This is a genomic window from Streptomyces sp. NPDC050388 (assembly GCF_040655635.1).
Taxonomy (GTDB): Bacteria; Actinomycetota; Actinomycetes; order Streptomycetales; family Streptomycetaceae; genus Streptomyces.
On the sequence record NZ_JBFAKH010000072.1, the window covers coordinates 1 to 18377 of the forward strand.

Sequence of the window (18377 nt, forward strand, 5' to 3'; positions counted from 1 at the left end):
ACACCGGCGACACCGTCGTCCTGGTCACCCGCAGCAGCACCCCCATGTGGCAGATCGTCCAGCACCTTGAGGGCGCCCGGGCCGGACAACCCCAGGCGGGGAACTGAGTACCCGGCAGTACGGGTACTCAGTTCCCTTGTTCGATCCGCCATGGGGCGGCTCCGCCCTGCACCGACGCTGCGCCACCGTGCTCCCGGTGCAAAGACGCGTGCGCGCGTCGACGTCCTGCCCGACCGCAAGGCCGACACCAGCCCCGAACAACCAGACGCCCCGTCACCGTCGCCCCCGGTTGCCGGGAAGCGCTCGCTCAGTCATCAGAAAACCCCCACCACCCCGGCTCAGGCACCCTCACCACACCGATCACGAACTCCGGAACCACACCTCACAGGCGACCGCACCGGGGCACGATCAGTGCGGGATGCTCGCGCGGAGTGTGCGCATGAGCTCCCGGGCGCACTCACTCGGATCGGAGTAGCGGGCGCCGAGGGAGAGCACCTCGGGGCTGACGAAGCCGTCGTAGCCGGTCGCCGCGATCGCCGCGAGCAAGGCTGGGAGATCGCAGCTTCCCTCTCCCGGAGGCACACGGCCCCACCGGCTCTCGACAAAGAAGTCCTCCTCGCCCCCTATATCCGCCTTGCCGTCGCTGACCTGGACAAGAGCGATCTGGTCGGCGGTCAGGGTGGCGATCAGATCCCAGGGGCGGTCACTGTGGAACAGGTGCCAGCTGTCGAGCAGCAGCCCGCAGCGGTCCCAGCCCACCTCGTCGCAGACCGAGATCGCCCGCTCGAGGGTGCCGAGCGGAGCGTAGGCCATGAACTCGAATGCCATTCGTACGCCGGAATCGGCGAGCACCTCGGCGCACCGTTTGAGGGAGGTCACGACGCCACTGCCGAGGGGGGCGTCGACGACGGTCCCGCAGACCGTCGCCCCGACGACTCCGGCGGTGCGGGCGAGAGTCCGGGCCGCGGCCAGGCCGTCCGTCTGCCCGACCCGCAGCACACCGACGTCGCTGCAGCCCAGGCCGAGGTCGGCCAGCAACGCGGCCACCTCCCGCAACCGCCCGTCACTCTCGATCCGTGCACCCAGGCCGAGGGTGTCCAGACCGACCGTGTCGAAACCCGCGTCGCGCGCCGCGGTGAGCACGTCCTCCAGCGAAGCTGCGGTGCAGGGCTGGATCGCGCGATCGATCCGGGGCGGTTCGGGGAAGGACATCCAGTTCAGCGTCGAGAGCGAGAAGCGCACCAGGGATCTCCTACACTGAGAGTTGTTATTGCTCTGTGAGAGCAGAATATAGGCTGTCGGTCTGCGCGGGACCAGGTTTATCCGTACGCTGTGTCGGACCAACCACCCGCGACAGCCAGGCCGTTCGACCGTGATAGAGGAGACGATGCAGGCACTGAACCGCTTGGCGTCGATACTGGATATCGTCGCTGAATACGGTCCGATCACGCCGACCGAGATCGCTCAGCGGATGGACCTGCCGTTCTCCACGGTCGCCCGGCTGGTCCGTCAGCTCGCCGCCGAAGGCTTCATCGCGCGAACGACCGAGACCAACAAGTACGTGATCGGCTGGCGGATCTTCGACCTCGCCGCCACGGGTGGTTCCGAGGCCGACCTCGCCACGATGTCGCTGCCGTTGCTCACCCGGCTGCGCAACGCCACCCACGAGACAGTTTCACTGCACGTCCCGCGCGGGATGCAGCGGGTGTGCGTCGCGTCGGTGGAGAGCGAGCGCGAGTTGCGCCGGGTGGTCACCCCCGGCTCGGTCCAGGCACTGTTCGGCACCTCCGGCGGCGAGGTGATCCTCGCCGGCAAGCCCGACAGCGAGGTGCTGGACCTCGCGGACTCGCTGGGGTTGCCGAAGAAGGACCGGCCGCAGTTGCTCGAGCGACTGGAGGCCATCCGTCGTACCGGCTACGTCGTCGCCTGCAACGACGAACTCGGCGTCAACGCACTCTCCGCAGCCGTGGTCCGGCGAGGCAAGACGGTGGCGGCGCTGACGGTCTCCGGCCCACTGTTGTGGTTCACCCCGGAGCTCGCCGAACGGTACTCCCCGCTGGCTCTCGAGGTGGCCGGCGAGATCGCGAAGCTCGTCTCCGGGAACCCGGCCGCCCGGGCATAGCAGGACCGCGGCGCCGCCGACCCGGCCGACGCGACATGGCGAGCGGGGAGGGAACGGCCGTTCCGTCCCCGCTCGCCGGTGAGTGGGTCACGCGTCGAGCCTCTCCAGGATCGTGACGGCGCAGGCAGCCTCCTCCAGCCCCATGATCCCTCCACCGTTCTCGATCAGGCCTCGGGTCGCCCCGGTCACCTGGCGCGGCCCCGCCTCTCCGCGGAGCTGGACCGTCACCTCGGTCAGCATCGAAAGCCCGCTCGCGGCCACCGGATGGCCCTTCGCCAGCAGACCACCGGAGGTATTGACGGGGACGGACCCACCGAGGTCGGTCTCGCCCGCCTCGACGAACTTCCCGCCCTCCCCGATCTCGCAGAATCCGAGCATTTCCGCCTGGTAGATCTCGCCGAAGGCGGTGGCGTCGTGCACCTCGGCCACGTCGATGTCGCCCGGGGTGATCCCGGCCCGGGCGTACGCGCGTGACGCGGCCAGCCGGGTGAGGCTGGGCTCGTCAGGTTTGCGGTAGTGGCCGCTGGTCAGGGTGGTCGCCGCCACCCGCACCGCCCGCTGCCGGACGGCCTCGGGCTGTGAGGCAAGGTAGTCCGCCGAGCAGACCAGTACGGCGGCCGCCCCGTCACCGATCGGTGCGCACATCGAGCGGGTCAGCGGATAGGTGACGGGCCGGTCCGCGAGCACCTCCTCGACGGACATCTCGAACCGGTACTGGGCCCGCTCGTTGTGCACGGCGAAGGCGTGGTTCTTGGCCGCGACGGCGGCGAGCTGCCGCTGGGTGGTCCCGAACCGCTCCATGTGGTAAACCGCCTGAGCGGCGTAGGTGTCCATGAACATGGTCCTGCCGGGCCCGGTCTCGAAGGACCGGCCCAGACCCGCCATCAGTGAGTGGTATTCGTCCAGGGTCTCGTGCGGGTCGAGGGCGTTCTCGGCGGCCCGGAACATGTCGAACATCTCCTGCTTCGGGGCGCCCGGCCGGTACAGCTTCTCCACCCCGACGGCCAGCGCGAGGTCGTGTTCGCCCGATGCGATGTCCTTGACCGCGCCTTGGAAGGCCATCGACCCGGTGGCGCAGGCGCCTTCGACATTGAGGAGAGGAACCCCCGCGGGCAGCAGGCCCTCCTGGATCAGCGGGACGAGGCAGAAATGACCGCGAGTGCAGTGCTGACCCCAGTAGCTCATCATCGCGTTGCCGAACCAGACACTGCCCACCGATGCACCGACGCCGGCACCGCCCGCGTCGCGGAGGACTCCTTCACATGCCTGACGGGTCAGGTCACGGAAGGACAGGTGGCCGTACCGGCCGAAGGCGGTGGAGTGCGCCCCGATGAGATATACGTCGTTCACGCTTGGCTGCTTCCTTGTCACGGTTGACCGGATGTTTCGTCCCGCCGATCGCGTCGGCGGAACATCTCAGCGGCTGGAGTCGGCGGTGAGCTGCCGGAACCGGCTGTTGTGGAAGACCAGCGGTTCGGTGTCCGGTACGGCCAGGTGCCCGTGTATCTCCAGGAGTGCGATCACGTGGTCACCGGCGGGCAGTTCTGCGTAGAGAGAGCAGTCCAGCCACGCGGTGGCCTCGTGGAGGAGCAGTGCCCCCTCGGGTGTGGTGGTGTAGCGGAGGTCCGCAAACCGGTCGGTCGTCTGCGCGGCCAGCTGGCGGGCCGCATGGCCGTGGCACTCGCCGAGCACCGAGACACCGATGCGCGACAGGTTCCTGAGTCTGGGCCAAGTGGAGGAGTTGTGCCCGATACAGACGGAGACCAGCGCGGGCTCGATCGACACCGACGTGAAGGAACTGGCGGCCATCCCGACCGGTGTCCCCTCCTCGAGGGCACACACGGCGGTGACCCCGGAGGGGAAACAGCCGTATGTCCGGCGCAGCGCCGACGGGTCGATCCGCGAGTCCAGGAACGTTTCCTGCCCGAGTGTGGTCATGTTTCACCTCATGAGTTGGTGGGGTCCCGCCGCAGAACCGCGGCCATGACCCCGCTGGTTGTGAGAGGGCAGGACGGCATGGCGGCGCCTGCGAGGCGGTGACTGACCCATCCGTCCACCACCGTCCGAGAGCCCGGGTCGCCGTCCGTCAGGACCGCGGGTCCCGGGTCGGGCACGACGCCCCGGCTCGATCAGGAGCGGGCGGAGCGTGAACTCGACCGCCAGGGTGTGCGACGGTGAATCCGCGGTCATGACCGGCAGGGCCGTGACCCCGTGGAGCGCGTCGGGTGGGAAGCGGTAGAGGAAGACCTCGGGCAGGCCGGTGTACGGCCCCGTGCAGGTCGGGCCCGCGATCACCGGCAGGCCGCTGTCGCACACCGTCCGCACCGGTTCGTCGACCGCAGATCCCCGTGGGCCGAACATGGCACCGGCGCGGTGCGCCAGATCGATCAGTCCATGAGGAACAGCCGTAGCGAGGGGCGAGCTCTGTCACCACATCCTGGCCGAGATGCAGCGTCCTCGAGCCGGCTCCAGCGCTGCCGACCAGCAGTTTCATCCTCACGGGGCGTTCCTCCGGTCCAGAGGTCGAGCAGGAGCAACTATCGCCTGTCGATAACGACGACCAGCCAGTGACAGACAACGTACGCTCGGCTCACGATGCAGGCAAGAGCCAAAACTCCGCTCCAAGCCGCCCGTTCAGCTCCGTTGACACCCACAGGGCGCCGTGCTCCAATCTTGCCAATCTCATGCAGTGGTGATCACTATCACCAAATGAACGGCATCGGGATAACGGGTAGCTCAAACCCGCTAGTGGTCGACGCGCTGGAGGAATGATGTCGAAAGAGATCAGGCTCAACATGCTGGAGCAGTGCAATCCGAGCTTCCAGGCATTCGGGCTGTGGACGCACCCGCGGGACCGTTCCGTCGGCTACACCACGGTCGACTACTGGGTGGAGTACGCCAAGCTGCTGGAGCGCGGCCTCTTCGACAACTTCTTCCTGGCCGACGTGTACGGCATCCCGGACGTGTACCAGGGACGCGCCGACGGGGCGCTGCGCAACGGCTCCCAGGGACCGAGCCTCGATCCCTCGGTGATCATCTCTGCCATGGCGTACGCCACGAAGAACCTCTGCTTCACCGCCACCGGCAGTTGCACCTACGAGCAGCCGTACAGCTTCGCGCGCCGGTTCTCGACCCTCGATCACCTGACCGGCGGGCGGTTCGGCTGGAACATGGTCACCGGCTACCTGCGCAGCGGTGCCGAGGCCATGGGCAAGGACGGGCTGATCCAGCACGACCTCCGTTACGAGATCGCCGACGACTTCGCCACCGGCGTCTACCGGCTCTGGGAGGAGTCCTGGGCGGAAGGCGCGGTGGTCCGGGACAAGGAAAAGGCGATCTACGCCGAGCCGAGCCTGATCCAGCCGGTCGAGCACCAGGGCAAGCACTACCGGTTCAAGGCGATCCACGCCGTGGAGACGTCCCCGCAGCGCGTCCCGGTCCTGTTCCAGGCCGGCAGCTCCGACCGGGGCCGACTGTTCGCGGCCACCCACGCCGAAGGCGTCTACCTCAACGGCATCTCCAAGGAGGTCGTCCGGGACAACATCGCCAAGTTCCGCAAGCTCGCCGTGGAGCAGGGCCGCGACCCCCAGGCCCTCAAGTTCTTCGCCGGCATCTCCATCTTCGTCGACGAGACCGAGGCACTGGCCCAGGCCCGCTACAACGACTACAAGCGCTACGCCAGCGTCGAGGGGTTGCTTGCGCTCATGTCCGGCGCCATGGGTGTCGACCTGTCCAAGTACCCGCTGGACGAGCCCATCAAGTTCGAGGAGAACGACGCCAACCGCTCGGTGATGGAAGCCATCACCAAGCACAACCAGTGGACGCTGCGGCAGGCTCTCGAAGCGCGGGCGCTGAACGGCACCAACATCGCCCTGATCGGCTCCCCGCAGCAGATCGCGGACGAGCTGATCAGCTGGATGGACGAGACCGACCTGGACGGCTTCAACTTCGCCCGCGTCGTCAACCACGAGTCGATCGAACTGTTCGTCGACCTGGTCATCCCCGAGCTGCAGAAGCGCGGGCGGTTCAAGACCGAGTACCGCCCCGGCACCTTCCGCGAGAAGCTCTTCGGCAGCGGACCGTACCTGCCGGCGGAGCACCCGGCCGCGAAGTACCGCCGCAGCGCCTAGCCCGACAGGCGACGTTCGCCCCGTCGCGACGCCCGGCACTCCCCCGGGCTCTTCGAGCAGGGAGACCAACAGCGCACGCTCCACCAAGACTTCGGCTTCGCTGGAGCAGGGGTCGCCCCCCATGACGCCGCGCCTTGACGGACGAACGCCGCCCGTCAGGGTGCCAGCACCGCCTCACGCCGGTGAGGCGACGGCCCGCCCCCCCACACTTTCGTACACCTCGCCGACGCCCGCGCTCGTTCCGCGTCAGCAAGTGATCTCGATTCTCAACGAATGGGGTGCCCCGTGCCCGAAAAAGGTGCTGCCGCGGTCGGCGTGATCGGCCTCGGCGCCATGGGATCGGCGTTCGTCGAACGTCTCGTCCGGTCCGGCCACACCGTCGTCGGCTTCGACACCTCACCGGAGGCAATGCTCCGACACGCAGAACTCGGCGGCCTGCCGGCCGACTCGGCCGCCGAGGTCGCCCGCCACTGCGGCATCGTCATCACCTCGCTGGCCACGGTGGCAGCCGTACGCGAAGTGGTGGACGCGATCGCGACGGTGGACCGGCCCGAACCGGGCTGGGTGGTCGATACCAACACCCTCTCGCCGGAGGAGAAGTCACGGGCGAGGGACGCCCTCGTACGGTCCGGCTGGCGGATGCTGGACTGCGCCGTCAGCGGCCACCCCAACATGCTCCTCGCCGGCACCGCCACGTTCTACATCAGTGGCCGGGACACCACGCACCCCCAGGTCGACGTGGCCCTGTCCGCGCTCGCCGAGGACTACGTCGACCTCGGCGACTTCGGTAACGCGGCCATCGCGAAGCTGGTCATCAACCACCTGGTGATCTGTCATGACGCCGCCACAGCGGAGGCCATGAGCCTCGCCGCCAAGGCGGGGATGAGCCGCAAGGCGGCCTACGACGCGATCGTCGGCAGCGCCGGCTCGTCACGGATCTTCGAGATCCGGGGCCGGATGATGGTCGACCGCGACTACCCGAAGGGGACCATGTACGACCTGATCGTCGACAAGGACGGTCCCCTGATCGCGGAAATGGCACGACGTCAACGGCGGGCGGTCCCGCTCTTCGCCGCCGCGTACCAGACCCACGTCGACGCCATGGGGAAGGGGTGGGACGGGACGGACCCCGCCACCATCGTCGAAATGCTCGACGGGAACCTCCCTCCGCAGTGACCGCGCGAGCCCGGAACACCGGCGCGCATACACGCCGAAAGAGACGAACAGAGAGGATTCCTATGAGTAGGGTCCGCACCTCAACGCTTGCCATCCTCGCCACGTCGACTCTCCTCGCCGGCTGCGCCGGCGCCTCGCCCGAGAGCGGCGACATCATGATCGGGATGAGCACCTCCACCACCGGCGCCTTCGCCGCCATCGGCGAACCCGCCGTCCGCGGCGCGCAGACGGCGGTCGACGAGGTCAACAAGAACGGCGGTGTCAACGGCCGCAAGATCAAGCTACAGGTCCTCGACGACGCCTCGGACCCGACCCGGGCGGTGGCCAACACACGGCGCCTCATAGCCGACGGCGCCGTCGCCGTCCTCGGCCCCGGCACGGGGAACACCGTGCCCCAGACCGTGGCGGTGACCGGACGCGAGAAGGTCCTCCACATCTCACAGATCGGGCCCAACTTCGCCGAGAAGCTGCCCAACCGGTCGCTTCCGGAGACGTACTTCGGCACCGCCGGCGACGTGGCCCTGTGGGCCCAGGCGGCCTTCTGCTACGCGGAACAGGTCCACGACGCCCGGCGCATCGCCATCGTGCACACCCGGGAGGCCACCGGCACACTGCTCGCCGACGCGGCGGAGACCTTCGCGGACAAGGCGGGCATCAAGGTGGTCGAGACCCAGTCGGTGTCGCCCGACACGACCACGGACACCTCGGTCGCCTGGAAGCGGGTGGACGAGGCCCAGCCCGACGTCGTCTTGAACTTCATGGTCGGTGCCATCGGCGGAGCGTCACTCAAGACCGCCAAGGAGGTGGGCGTCGAGGCCCCGACGATCGGTTTCATCTCCAACGGGCAGCACACCGTGCAGCAGCTGGCGGGTGAAGCCGGGCACGGAAACATCACCGTCGGCCACATCACCGCCGAGGACCCTGCCTCCCACCAGGAGCAGTTCGTCCAGCGGTTCCAGGCGAAGTTCCCCGACCACCGGGCCGACGACTTCGCGGCCTACGGCTACGACTCGGTCCTGCTGACCGCCGAGGCTCTGAAGAAGGTGCCGGGTGCGTCGCAGAAGGACGGGCCGAAGCTGGTCAAGGCGCTCGAGGAGCTCAAGTTCCAGGGCGTCGTCGCCCACTACGACTTCGAGACGATGAAGGAGCCGTCGGACATCTTCGCCCACGCCGGCATGAGCCTGTCCGACCTGATCTTCATCGAGAACGTCGGCGGGACGCTCAAGCGCTCCACGGAGCAGCCGACATGCGAATGAGCAGCATGCAAGCGACGCTCGCCGCCGCCCCTTCCCCGGAACTCATGACACAGGTCGTGGTCTCAGGGGTCGTGATGGGCTGCATCTTCGCCCTCGTGGCCATCGGCTTCAACCTGGTCTTCAGTGCCACCGGCGTGATCAACTTCGCCCAGGGCGACTTCCTGATCCTTGGCGGGTTCGTCTTCTACACGGCCACCGTGACGCTGTCCTGGTCCCTGCTGCCCTCCGTCGGCCTGGCAGTGCTCGCAGTCGCCGCGATGGCGGCGTTCGTGCAGTTCGGCCTGTTGCGTCACTCGCGCGGCGAGGGCGTCATCGGGCGGGACGCGGTCACCCTGGGTGTCTCGATCCTGATCGTGGCCATCTCGTCCTTCATCTGGGGCGTCGACCCGCTGCCGGTGCAACCCACCACCGCCGGCGGTCCGGTCGAGATCGGCTGGCTGGTGGTGAGCCGGCAGCAACTGTGGATCGTCGGCGTCACCACGCTCGCCGTACTGGTCCTCCACCTCTTCTTCAAGAAGACCAACGCCGGCATCGCGGTGCGCGCCACCGCGATGAACAAGCACGCGGCCATGGGTGTCGGAGTCTCGGTGGACCGGGTCGCGCTCACCTCCTGGGTCGTCGCCGGAGCGCTCGGCGCGCTCGCCGGGCTGCTCGTCACGCCGCTCACCGGCGTGAGCTACGCGGCGGGCTTCCTGTTCACCCTCAGCGGGTTCGCGGCGGCGATCCTGGGCGGGATGGGGAGCATGCTGGGCGCCGTCCTGGGCGGCCTCCTGCTCGGCGTCATGCAGTCGCTGAGCGCGGCGTTCATCGCCGCCGACTTCCGGGACGCGGCACCGATGATCGTGCTGCTGCTGGTCTTCGCGCTCCGTCCGCAAGGGATCCTCGGAAAGCTGGTGTCCCGTGCCTAAGTCACTGACCTCCCGCACGCTTCCCCTGCTGGCCCTGATACCGGCCCTGACCGTCCCGTTGTGGCTGCACGACCCGGTCTGGATGGACATCATCGTGCTCATCGTCATCCACTACGCGGCGGCGCTGGGGATGATGATCCTGTTCGGCTACGCGGGCCAGATCTCGCTGGCGCAGGCGGCCTTCGTCGGCATCGGCAGCTACGCCCCGGCCCTGCTCACCATCCGGTACGAGCTGTCCCCCTGGCTGGGTCTGCCGGTCGGGCTGCTGCTCGCGGGGATCGTCGCCGTGCTGATCGGTGTCCCGGTGCTGCGCCTGCAAGGCCTCTACCTGGCCATGGCGACCGCCGCGTTCAACGTGCTCTTCATCGTCCTGGTCAGCAACTGGGACAGCATGACCGGGGGAGGGTTCGGGCTCTCCGGCATCCCCGCGCTGTCCTTCTTCGGCTACGACCTGATCGATCCCCAGCACTTCTACTACGTGGCGGTGGTTCTGGCGATCATCCTGTTCCTGCTCGCCGAAGGCCTCGTCAAGTCGCCGACCGGGGCGATGTTCTCCGCCCTCAGCCACAACCCGCGGGCCGCCGGCCTCGTCGGTGTCCCGGTGCCGCGGCTGAAGGTGAAGGCCTTCGTGCTCTCGGCGTGCTTCGCCGCGGTGGCGGGCTTCCTGCTGACCCAGTACATGGCGGTGGTGGTGCCGGAGAGCTTCGCGGTGCCCGAGTCGATCGCTTTCCTGCTCATGGTGGTCATCGGCGGCATGAGGTCACCGTGGGGGGCGCTCGCCGGAGCCGCTTTCGTCACCGTGATGCCGCAGTTGATGCCGCAGTCCCCGCAGGGCCAGGAGATCCTGTACGCCGTCGCGTTCATGGTGATTCTCATGTTCATGCCGAAGGGCATCGCGGGGCTGAATCCGCGCCGCGTGCTGCGGCGGCTCGCCGCCCGGCGCACCAGAACGGAGGCGATCTGACATGAATCATGTCCTAGAGGTCCGCGAGCTGACCAAGGCCTACGGCGGTGTCCAGGCGCTGGCCGGGGTCGGCTTCCACGTCGAGCAGGCGGAGATCTTCGCGGTCATCGGGCCGAACGGCGCGGGCAAGACGACGCTGCTCAACATGATCAGCGGACTCGATGTCGTGGACAGCGGGTCCATCCGCATCCTCGACCGGGACGTCACGAAATCCAAGCCGTGGGTCAACGCGCGGCTCGGCCTCGCACGGACGCTGCAGACCCCGGTGGTCTTCCCGGACATGACCGTTCTCGAGAACGTCATGCTCGGGTACTGCGCGATCGAACTGCCCGGCTTCGTGTCCTCCATGCTGCGGCTGCCGCGCTCACGCGGCTGGCGCTCACGCGCGGCCGAGGCCGCCACGGCGGTCCTCGATCAGCTGGACCTGCTGCCGTACGCCGACCGTGTGCCGACCGAGCTGCCGCTCGGTCTCCAGCGAATGGTGGATGTCGCGCGGGCGCTGGCCACGAGCCCGAAGGTGATTCTGCTGGACGAGCCTGCGGCCGGCCTGTCCGGCGAGGAGGTCGACCGGCTCTCGGAGGTTCTCCGGAAAGCGGCGGCGCGCGGGATCTCCGTCTGTTTCGTGGAGCACAACATGCGGATGGTGATGAGCATCGCCCACCGCATCCTGGTGATGAACTTCGGCGCGAACCTGTTCACCGGCGCACCGCGTGAGGTGGCCGCCAACCCGGAAGTCGTCGCCGCTTATCTGGGCACAAAGGGAACGACGGGACTGGCCAATGCTCATCTGTGAGGATCTCGAAGTCGGTTACGGCGCCGTCACAGCGGTGAACGGCCTCAGCTTCTCCTGTGACGGACAGGAGATCGTCTCCATCGTGGGCGCCAACGGCGCCGGCAAGTCCACACTGATGAACGCGCTCGGCGGGTACCTGTCGCCGCGCCAGGGGGAGATCCGCCTCGACGGGGTGGACATCACCCGGCTGCCGGTCCGCAGGCGTGTAGGGGAAGGGGTGGCCCTGGTCGCGGAGGGCCGGCAGATCTGGCCCGAGCTCTCCGTCGAGGAACATCTGCGCCTCGGCTGGTTCGGGACGGGGGGCGGGCGTCGCCGTTGGCCTTCCCGGCTGGCCGCGATCGAGGAGCTGTTCCCCAAGCTCGGTCAGCGTCGCCGGCAGGACGTCGGCACACTCTCCGGCGGCGAGCAGCAGATGGTGGTCATCGGCCGGGCCCTGATCGCCGAACCGCGGGTGTTGCTGCTCGACGAGCCGTCGCTGGGGCTGGCTCCGGTCGTGCTGGAGGAGATCTCCAACGCGCTCATCGCGTCCAAGAGCGCCGATCGCGCCGTGGTGGTCACCGAGCAGAACGCCGACTTCGCGCTGGGCTTCGCCGATCGCGGATACGTGATGCAGCGGGGCGAGCTGACCCTGGAAGGAGACGCCCGCGAGTTGGCCAAGGATCCCCAGCTCACGGACGCCTACCTGGCGGGCGGGGTCGCGTAGGGCGGCCCCTGTACCGGCAGGGCCGGTACAGCTGTCGGACCGATGTCTCGGAAAAGGTGAGGAGCACGTTGTGTTTGTAGTGATCGGGGAGTACGTGCGCGAGTGGAGCCGGGAGGACCCGGTCTATCTCGAGCACCGGGAATTCATGACCCGGCAGATCGAGGCGGGCCGGTTCCTGTGCTCGGGTCCCCGGGAAGGCGGCGGAGCGGTCATGATCGCCTACGGCGATGACGCCGAAGCGCTGCGTGACCTTCTCGGGAAGGACCCGTTCGCCGTCGCGGGCTACGTCAGATTCGAGCTCCACCAGTTCCGGGCCGGGCTGGCGGATCCACGGGCCGCATGGCTGGTCGGCGAGTGACGGGCAGGTCAGGAGTAATGGAGAGGGACATGAGCAGGAGCACCGGGCCGGTTCTGGCCGTCGCCAGCGTGACCGGCCTGCACATCGATTTCTACGAGGTTCCGGGTTACCGGCGGATCGGCCGGGTCGAGGGGCTGGTGGAGCAACCCCACGAGATCGCCTGGGACCCCAACCGCCGGCTGATGTATCTCGCGCACACCTACCGGCGCGGCGGCTACGGCGAGGGCCAGCCGCCCGCGTACGAAATCAGCGTGATCGACGCCGACCGGCGGGAGGTCGTCGACGTCATCGACCTTTCGCCCTACCAGTCGCCGCACGACATCGAGTATGACCCGCACCGGGATCTGATCTACGCGGGTGTCGAGCAGAACGAGTCGGGCAACGGCATCGTCATCGTCGACGCCAAGACCCGCAAGGTGGTCGGGGCCATTCCGCTCAGCGCGCGCAACGCGCACTGGCTCGCCCTGGCACCCGACGGCCGCAAGGTGTACGTCTCGCACAAGGAGGCCGGGCGGATCACCGTCGTGGACCTGGTGGAACGCCGGGAGATCAAGGCCATCTCCTGCCCCGGCGGCGCCGAGGAGATCGACTACTCCCCTGACGGGCGCTTCGTGTACGTCGTCACTCCGCTGTTGAACGTCGAGGTCAACGTCGCTCAGGGCGCGCTCAACCGGAAGCCGCCTGAGCCCGGTGACTTCACGCCCCGGCTGATCAAGATCGACACCGCGACGGACCAGGTGGTCGGCACGCTGGACTTCGACGAGATCATCAGCACGGTCCGGGTGACCTCGTCCGGGGACGTGCTGGTGACCGAGTGGCACTTCCCCGATCCCGCCGACCCCGACCCCGCGCCGGTACCCGGCTACGTCCACGTGGTCGACGGCGCCACGATGAAGCGCCGCGGAGCCGTGCAGACCGACGAACTGCCGTTCACGATGCGCTGCTCGCCCGACGGTCGCACCGCCTACGTCACGAACCTGAAGAGCGGCACGATCAACGTCATCGATCTGGAACGGATGGTCCGGGTGACCGACCTGGAGAACAACGTGGGGGTGCCGCTGGGCGGCACCCACGGTACGTGCTACATCCCGGAGGTGGACGGATGAGCGTCGACGCCCGTCAGGCTGCTGGTGAGGGTTGGCCGTGCTTCCCGCTGCGGCTGGCCCCGGCCGCCGGGAACACGCCGGAGCAGGCGGAGGCGCTCGGGAAGACACCGACGCTGCCGGACGGCACGGTGCGCAACATCTTCCGTACGTTCGCCTGGCACCCCACGCTGTTGAAGCGTCTCAACGCCTACCTCGGCACGTTCATGCGCTTCAACCAGGTCTCGGCGTACGACCGGGAGGTGATCGTGCTGCGGGTGGCGACGACGGTGCGATGCCGGTACGAGATGGGACAGCACCTGCCGATCGCCGTCGAGGCGGGCTTGGACGAGTCGACGATCCGTGCCGTGGTGTCGGGTGACGGGCAGCTCGGGGAGCACGAGAGCCTGCTGGTGCAGGCGACCGACGAATTCCTCGCCTCCGGTTACCTCAGCGACGATGTCTGGGCCGGGTTGAGCGAGCGGTACGACGAAGCCAGCCTGGTCGAGCTCGTCGCGCTCATCGGGCAGTACCGCATGATCGGCGACCTGCTCAACGTCTTCGGCGTACAGCTGGAGGCGGACATCGCGGCCGAGTTCAGCAGGTGGCTGGAGGACGGCCGGCCCGAAGAGATATCGGGTCGTCAGGACTGACGGGCCGGCTCCCGCCGTCGGGCGTCCCGGAGGGACGGACGCCGTCGGCGGGGCGGCTCCCTCCGCGGGGCGGCCCCCTCCGCCTGTCCCGTGAGGTTCCCACCGGTCGTCGTACCGGTTCTTCTCCCCCGTGCGCTGACTGCTTCCGATACGACGTCGATGGTTCGCGGGGGCAGGTCCAGCGTGATTCACCCACGCCCATTCTCATCGAGTGAGGGAAGGCAGCGATGATCGGTTACGTATTGCAGGCGGACGGATCGTTCGAGTATCGACAAGTCGAGCAGCAGACTCCGTCCGGCGACGTGGTACGTGTCGCTCCGGTGTTCGTGGGGCTCTGCGGCAGCGACATCCACTTCCAGGAGCAGTTGCTGCCCGGTGTGGAGCATCCCCTCGCACTGGGTCATGAGATCGTCGGGATCGCGCTGGACGGTGAGCACGCCGGCCGCCCGGTCGCAGTGGATCCGGTTGAAGGATGCGGGTCCTGCGAGGTCTGCCGCGCCGGCCTCGAGCAGCTCTGTGCCTCGCTCGTGGTGATCGGTGCGCACCGCCACGGCGGTCTCACCGAAGAGGTCGGCGTGCGCGCGCATGCCGTACATCCGCTGCCCGATGACCTGCCCCTGCAGGTCGCCGCCTTGGCCGAGGTGCTCGCGGTCGCCGTACGCGCGGTACGGCGAGCCGCCCTGCCGGAGGGCGGCACTGCCCTGGTCGTCGGGGGCGGTCCGATCGGCGTCCTCATCGCATTCGCGGCCCGGGCCCTGGCGGGCGCGGACGTGACCGTCGTCGAAACCGCCGAGCGCCGCCGCCGGTTCGCTGCGGAGTTCGGATTCAGGGCCGTGGACCGCTTGCCCGGCATCGGGGACGTCGCGCAGCAGAGCAGCCAGTCCCTCCATGACGCGGTGTTCGATGCCGCGGGTGCGGAGTCGGTCGCCCCCCGGCTGACCGACCACGTCAGGTCCGGCGGCTCGATAGTTCTGGTCGCGCTCTATCCCGATGTGACGGGCTTGAACGTCCGCGATGTCGTCATGCGGGAACTGAACGTGGTGGGTACGCGCGCCTGCACCGCCGAGGACATGCGGACGGCGATCGAACTCCTGAACGCCCATCAGCAGGAACTGGCCCCCTTGGTCGCCGACGTCGTCGAGCCGGCGGGGATGGCCGAGGCCCTCGAGCGCATGAAGCGCGGCGAGATCATGAAGGTTCTCGTCGACTGCCGGGGAATCTCGGCCGGTCACCTGTGACAGACAGGGACCGACCGGCGCTTTCCGGCGGGTCACCCCCTCCAGCGCTTCATGCCGGGTTTCCCGCCCAACCCACTCCCTGTCGGCACCGCCGCTGTTGAGCAGGATGCGGCGCGGTTGCCGGGGAGGACGACCGTAAGTATCATTTAATAATACCAATTCTCATTACATGAGAGTGAATGGAGGTCCTCATGGGGCCGCTGCAGGGGTTGAGGGTTGTCGAGCTCGGTCATGCGCTGGCCGGACCGTTCGGAGGGGCGCTGCTGGGCGACTTCGGCGCGGACGTCATCAAGATCGAGCACCCGCGTCAGGGCGACAGCCTGCGGGACATGGGTCCGAAACTCGGCGAGAACAGCGTGTGGTGGCGGGTCACCGGCCGCAACAAGCGCTCGGTCTGCATCGACTTCAAGAAGCCGGAGGGGCTGTCCCTCGTGCAGGACCTGCTCCGCACGGCCGACGTGTTGATCGAGAACTTCCGTCCCGGTGTACTGGACCGGTCCGGGCTGGGCTGGTCCGACCTGAGCCGGCTCAATCCGCGCCTGGTGATGCTCAGCATCTCCGGCTTCGGGTCCGGCGGCCCCTACAGCGAGCGTCCGGGCTTCGGCAAGATCGCCGAAGCATTCAGCGGGGCCACCCACCTCACCGGCCAGGCCGATGCCCCGGCCGTCCATCCCGGGTACTCCCTCGGAGATGCCACGACCGGGCTGATGGGCGCCTTCGGAGTCATGGTCGCGTTGCAGGAACGGGACCGTTCCGGCAAGGGCCAGCTCATCGATCTGGCCCTCTACGAGTCACTGCTGCGGATGATCGAGTGGCAGGTGCCGCTGAAGCAGATGCTCGGCTGGGAGGCGCACCGCAAGGGGAACCAGTTCCCCTTCGAGGACGCGTTCCTGACCGACATCTGCGCCACCGCCGACGACTCCGACATCGTGGTTTCCGCGGCGACGACCAAGGCGTTGGACGCCATCCGCCGACTGCTCACCGACGAGGATGTGATCGGCCCGTCCTCCGGCACGACCGCCGAGATGGCCGCCGCCCTGCGAGACTGGGTGGCCAAGCGACCGCGGGAGGAGGCGCTACGGCTCCTGCGGGAGCGGGACATCGTCGCCGGGCCGGTCTACAGCGCGTCGGACATCATCGCGGACGAACACATCGCGGCCCGGCAAAACCTGGTGTCCGTACCTGACGTCACGGGCGCCGACGTGCTCATGCCGAACGTGGTCCCGAAGCTCGAAACGACGCCGGGGTCGGTGCGTTGGGCGGGACCCGCCCTGGGCCAGCACTCCGACGAGGTCCTGACGGAGTGTCTCGCGCTCTCCGAGGCGGAGCTCGCCGAGCTGCGTGCCGATGGCGTGATCAGGTAGAGGCAGACGGTCGTCGAGCGCCGACGGCCACGCGTTGCGCTGCCGTGGACATCCTCGCCGGCGCCGCGCACGTCGTCGCCGGGCCGCTTCTCGGCTCGGCGACGACATGGGCGACGGGCCCGGCGTCAGCCGTCCAGACGCGCGTACTGCCGCTCGACGGCCTTCGAACTCCACTCTCCCAGCGCCCAGTCGACCGCATAGGAAACCGCGAACAGTGCCAGGAACTCGGCGCCGAGGAGAGCCACCAGCCCGAGCGTGCCCTGGACCGCGAAGGGGAGGCCGGAGGTCAGCTCCTGCGTGCCCCCGAGCGCGAGGCCGGCCAGGCTGAGGCCGGTGAGAACCGCGGCGAACAGGAGCGCCCCGCGCAGGTAGGCGCGCCGCCTCTGACGACGGCTGGGGGCGTCCGCGCCGGTGGGAAGCTCGACCCCCATGAGGGACCGGGGGGCCTCGGCGCCCAGCACGCGCTGCACCAGCGCGAACACCCCCGCGCCACCGACGAGGACCAGGATCGCCGCGGTGTTCGTCACCTCCTTGGTCTGGATGTACTCCCAGACGAGCACCCCGAGGGCCGCGAACATGACGGCACCCAGGGCGACGAGGGCTGATCTGCCCGCCTTGAGGTGCTGACGCTCATCCATGGTGCCCGTGCGCTCCTTCTTCCCAGAACAGGGAGTTGAGATCGGTCTCCAGTGCTCGGCAGATGGCGACACACAAGCTGAGGGTCGGGTTGTGAGCACCCGCCTCGATCATGGAGATCGTCTGCCGTGTGACCCCGACCTGTCCGGCCAGGTCGGCTTGGGTCATGCCGAGTGCCAGCCGCTTGAGCTTCATGCGCGTGTTCACGCGCCGCGGCTCGCGGGCGCTTCGAATCGCGGCCATGCGTCATGTATACCCGACACGATGTCGTATATACAAGACAGGCCTTGAGGGCGGACCGGGGCGGGCGCGCAGTCGGATACCGTCACGGAACCGCAGGTGACGGGGCCGGGCCGGACCTGGAACCCGTGTCCATGGCGCACCGCCCTGGCAGAGCTCTTCCCACGGGCGGCCGAGCGGCCGTCACCGGGCGAGGTCCAGCTCCGCCCACACCGTCTTGACCGGCGCCGGGCCGCCGCGCACACCCCAGCGGTCGGCCAACTCCTCGACCAGGAGCAGCCCGTAGCCGGACTCGGCGGGTTCCAAGGGAGCGTTCCGGCGCGTGGGCAGACTCTCGCCCCTGGCGTCGGTCACCTCGATGCTCAACACCCCGCGTGCGGTGAAGGTGAGACCGAGCCGGAAGCTCCGGCCCGGGACGCGGCCGTGCACGACGGCGTTCGCTGCGAGTTCGGCGATGATCAGCCGAGCCGGATCCAACGGCAGTCCCCAGGAGCGCAGTTGCTCCGTGGCGAGCAGCCGGGCGAGACGGGCACCCCGACGGGTGGCGGACAGCGGTACGGAGAACTGGTGGCGCGAGGCGCTCGATGCGGCGATTCCCTGATTCACATCACCCAGCGCGTTCACATGTGCGTACCGTGTGAAGGTGGACGGCCCGTGCGACCAGCGGCTGTCCGTGAGGTGTCCGGTTCTGTCCGGGTTGCCCGGGGCGACCAGGTGCGGACGGCCGGAGTTGGTCCGGGGAAGGGCGCACGGC

At 68.5% G+C, this 18377-nt stretch carries 19 protein-coding genes; 13 read left to right on the forward strand and 6 right to left on the reverse strand.

Annotated features, from left to right (window positions below; all coding sequences use genetic code 11):
* Window positions 1–408: 408 nt before the first annotated feature.
* Window positions 409–1242, reverse strand: coding sequence for a sugar phosphate isomerase/epimerase family protein (locus AB0I73_RS31010; RefSeq protein WP_363042917.1), 834 nt, complete (start codon window positions 1240–1242; stop codon window positions 409–411).
* Window positions 1243–1387: 145 nt separating this feature from the next.
* Here AB0I73_RS31010 and AB0I73_RS31015 point away from each other — a divergent pair, with 145 nt between their 5' ends.
* Window positions 1388–2122 (forward strand): IclR family transcriptional regulator, encoded by a 735-nt coding sequence (locus AB0I73_RS31015; RefSeq protein ID WP_363042919.1) that lies wholly within the window; start codon window positions 1388–1390, stop codon window positions 2120–2122.
* 87 nt (window positions 2123–2209) lie between these two features.
* On the opposite strand, the gene AB0I73_RS31020 is transcribed toward AB0I73_RS31015, so the two are convergent.
* Together AB0I73_RS31020 and AB0I73_RS31025 are read right to left on the reverse strand one after the other, a co-directional pair.
* Window positions 2210–3472 carry a thiolase family protein gene (locus AB0I73_RS31020; RefSeq protein ID WP_363042921.1) on the reverse strand — a complete coding sequence of 421 codons (1263 nt, stop codon included), beginning with the start codon at window positions 3470–3472 and terminating at the stop codon, window positions 2210–2212.
* A 66-nt stretch (window positions 3473–3538) separates the two neighbouring features.
* Window positions 3539–4060, reverse strand: coding sequence for a flavin reductase family protein (locus tag AB0I73_RS31025; protein ID WP_363042923.1), 522 nt, complete (start codon window positions 4058–4060; stop codon window positions 3539–3541).
* Between the two features lie 830 nt (window positions 4061–4890).
* Here AB0I73_RS31025 and AB0I73_RS31030 point away from each other — a divergent pair.
* From AB0I73_RS31030 to AB0I73_RS31085, 12 genes are all read left to right on the forward strand, one after another.
* Window positions 4891–6252, forward strand: coding sequence for an LLM class flavin-dependent oxidoreductase (locus tag AB0I73_RS31030; RefSeq protein ID WP_363042925.1), 1362 nt, complete (start codon window positions 4891–4893; stop codon window positions 6250–6252).
* A gap of 285 nt (window positions 6253–6537) precedes the next feature.
* Window positions 6538–7428 (forward strand): NAD(P)-dependent oxidoreductase, encoded by an 891-nt coding sequence (locus tag AB0I73_RS31035; protein ID WP_363042927.1) that lies wholly within the window; start codon window positions 6538–6540, stop codon window positions 7426–7428.
* A 62-nt stretch (window positions 7429–7490) separates the two neighbouring features.
* Window positions 7491–8684 carry an ABC transporter substrate-binding protein gene (locus tag AB0I73_RS31040; RefSeq protein WP_363042929.1) on the forward strand — a complete coding sequence of 398 codons (1194 nt, stop codon included), beginning with the start codon at window positions 7491–7493 and terminating at the stop codon, window positions 8682–8684.
* Window positions 8681–9592, forward strand: a complete 912-nt coding sequence (locus tag AB0I73_RS31045) for a branched-chain amino acid ABC transporter permease (protein WP_363042931.1) — start codon at window positions 8681–8683, stop codon at window positions 9590–9592. Before AB0I73_RS31040 ends, AB0I73_RS31045 begins: the two co-directional genes overlap by 4 nt.
* A complete protein-coding gene (locus AB0I73_RS31050; RefSeq protein ID WP_363042933.1) occupies window positions 9585–10556 on the forward strand; it encodes a branched-chain amino acid ABC transporter permease in 972 nt (323 codons plus the stop codon). Before AB0I73_RS31045 ends, AB0I73_RS31050 begins: the two co-directional genes overlap by 8 nt.
* A gap of 1 nt (window position 10557) precedes the next feature.
* Window positions 10558–11349: an ABC transporter ATP-binding protein gene (locus AB0I73_RS31055; protein WP_363042935.1), complete on the forward strand. Its 792-nt coding sequence runs from the start codon at window positions 10558–10560 to the stop codon at window positions 11347–11349.
* Entirely contained in the window at window positions 11336–12052 is a 717-nt protein-coding gene (locus AB0I73_RS31060) for an ABC transporter ATP-binding protein (protein ID WP_363042937.1), read from the forward strand. The genes AB0I73_RS31055 and AB0I73_RS31060 overlap by 14 nt, the downstream gene beginning before the upstream one ends.
* Window positions 12053–12122: 70 nt before the next feature.
* Window positions 12123–12410 (forward strand): hypothetical protein, encoded by a 288-nt coding sequence (locus AB0I73_RS31065; RefSeq protein WP_363042939.1) that lies wholly within the window; start codon window positions 12123–12125, stop codon window positions 12408–12410.
* 29 nt (window positions 12411–12439) lie between these two features.
* Window positions 12440–13516, forward strand: a complete 1077-nt coding sequence (locus AB0I73_RS31070; protein ID WP_363042941.1) for a hypothetical protein — start codon at window positions 12440–12442, stop codon at window positions 13514–13516.
* Entirely contained in the window at window positions 13513–14145 is a 633-nt protein-coding gene (locus AB0I73_RS31075) for a carboxymuconolactone decarboxylase family protein (protein WP_363042943.1), read from the forward strand. The genes AB0I73_RS31070 and AB0I73_RS31075 overlap by 4 nt, the downstream gene beginning before the upstream one ends.
* Before the next feature lie 227 nt (window positions 14146–14372).
* Window positions 14373–15383 (forward strand): alcohol dehydrogenase catalytic domain-containing protein, encoded by a 1011-nt coding sequence (locus tag AB0I73_RS31080; RefSeq protein WP_363042945.1) that lies wholly within the window; start codon window positions 14373–14375, stop codon window positions 15381–15383.
* A gap of 191 nt (window positions 15384–15574) precedes the next feature.
* On the forward strand, window positions 15575–16747 hold the full coding sequence (locus AB0I73_RS31085; RefSeq protein ID WP_363042947.1) for a CoA transferase: 1173 nt from the start codon (window positions 15575–15577) through the stop codon (window positions 16745–16747).
* A 125-nt stretch (window positions 16748–16872) separates the two neighbouring features.
* Here the strand turns inward: AB0I73_RS31085 and AB0I73_RS31090 are convergent, their stop codons facing one another.
* The 3 genes from AB0I73_RS31090 to AB0I73_RS31100 form a co-directional block, all read right to left on the reverse strand.
* Window positions 16873–17385 (reverse strand): hypothetical protein, encoded by a 513-nt coding sequence (locus tag AB0I73_RS31090; protein ID WP_363042949.1) that lies wholly within the window; start codon window positions 17383–17385, stop codon window positions 16873–16875.
* Window positions 17378–17578 (reverse strand): helix-turn-helix transcriptional regulator, encoded by a 201-nt coding sequence (locus AB0I73_RS31095; RefSeq protein ID WP_363042981.1) that lies wholly within the window; start codon window positions 17576–17578, stop codon window positions 17378–17380. Before AB0I73_RS31095 ends, AB0I73_RS31090 begins: the two co-directional genes overlap by 8 nt.
* Before the next feature lie 228 nt (window positions 17579–17806).
* Window positions 17807–18247: an ATP-binding protein gene (locus tag AB0I73_RS31100; protein WP_363042983.1), complete on the reverse strand. Its 441-nt coding sequence runs from the start codon at window positions 18245–18247 to the stop codon at window positions 17807–17809.
* Between the last annotated feature and the right edge of the window lie 130 nt (window positions 18248–18377).

Coding starts and splice junctions, on each gene's coding strand:
- AB0I73_RS31015 (WP_363042919.1), top strand. CDS start 1,388: ATGCAGGCACTGAACCGCTTGGCGTCGATACTGGATATCGTCGCTGAA.
- AB0I73_RS31025 (WP_363042923.1), bottom strand. CDS start 4,060: ATGACCACACTCGGGCAGGAAACGTTCCTGGACTCGCGGATCGACCCG.
- AB0I73_RS31030 (WP_363042925.1), top strand. CDS start 4,891: ATGATGTCGAAAGAGATCAGGCTCAACATGCTGGAGCAGTGCAATCCG.
- AB0I73_RS31040 (WP_363042929.1), top strand. CDS start 7,491: ATGAGTAGGGTCCGCACCTCAACGCTTGCCATCCTCGCCACGTCGACT.
- AB0I73_RS31045 (WP_363042931.1), top strand. CDS start 8,681: ATGAGCAGCATGCAAGCGACGCTCGCCGCCGCCCCTTCCCCGGAACTC.
- AB0I73_RS31055 (WP_363042935.1), top strand. CDS start 10,558: ATGAATCATGTCCTAGAGGTCCGCGAGCTGACCAAGGCCTACGGCGGT.
- AB0I73_RS31060 (WP_363042937.1), top strand. CDS start 11,336: ATGCTCATCTGTGAGGATCTCGAAGTCGGTTACGGCGCCGTCACAGCG.
- AB0I73_RS31070 (WP_363042941.1), top strand. CDS start 12,440: ATGAGCAGGAGCACCGGGCCGGTTCTGGCCGTCGCCAGCGTGACCGGC.
- AB0I73_RS31075 (WP_363042943.1), top strand. CDS start 13,513: ATGAGCGTCGACGCCCGTCAGGCTGCTGGTGAGGGTTGGCCGTGCTTC.
- AB0I73_RS31080 (WP_363042945.1), top strand. CDS start 14,373: ATGATCGGTTACGTATTGCAGGCGGACGGATCGTTCGAGTATCGACAA.
- AB0I73_RS31085 (WP_363042947.1), top strand. CDS start 15,575: ATGGGGCCGCTGCAGGGGTTGAGGGTTGTCGAGCTCGGTCATGCGCTG.
- AB0I73_RS31090 (WP_363042949.1), bottom strand. CDS start 17,385: ATGGATGAGCGTCAGCACCTCAAGGCGGGCAGATCAGCCCTCGTCGCC.
- AB0I73_RS31095 (WP_363042981.1), bottom strand. CDS start 17,578: ATGAAGCTCAAGCGGCTGGCACTCGGCATGACCCAAGCCGACCTGGCC.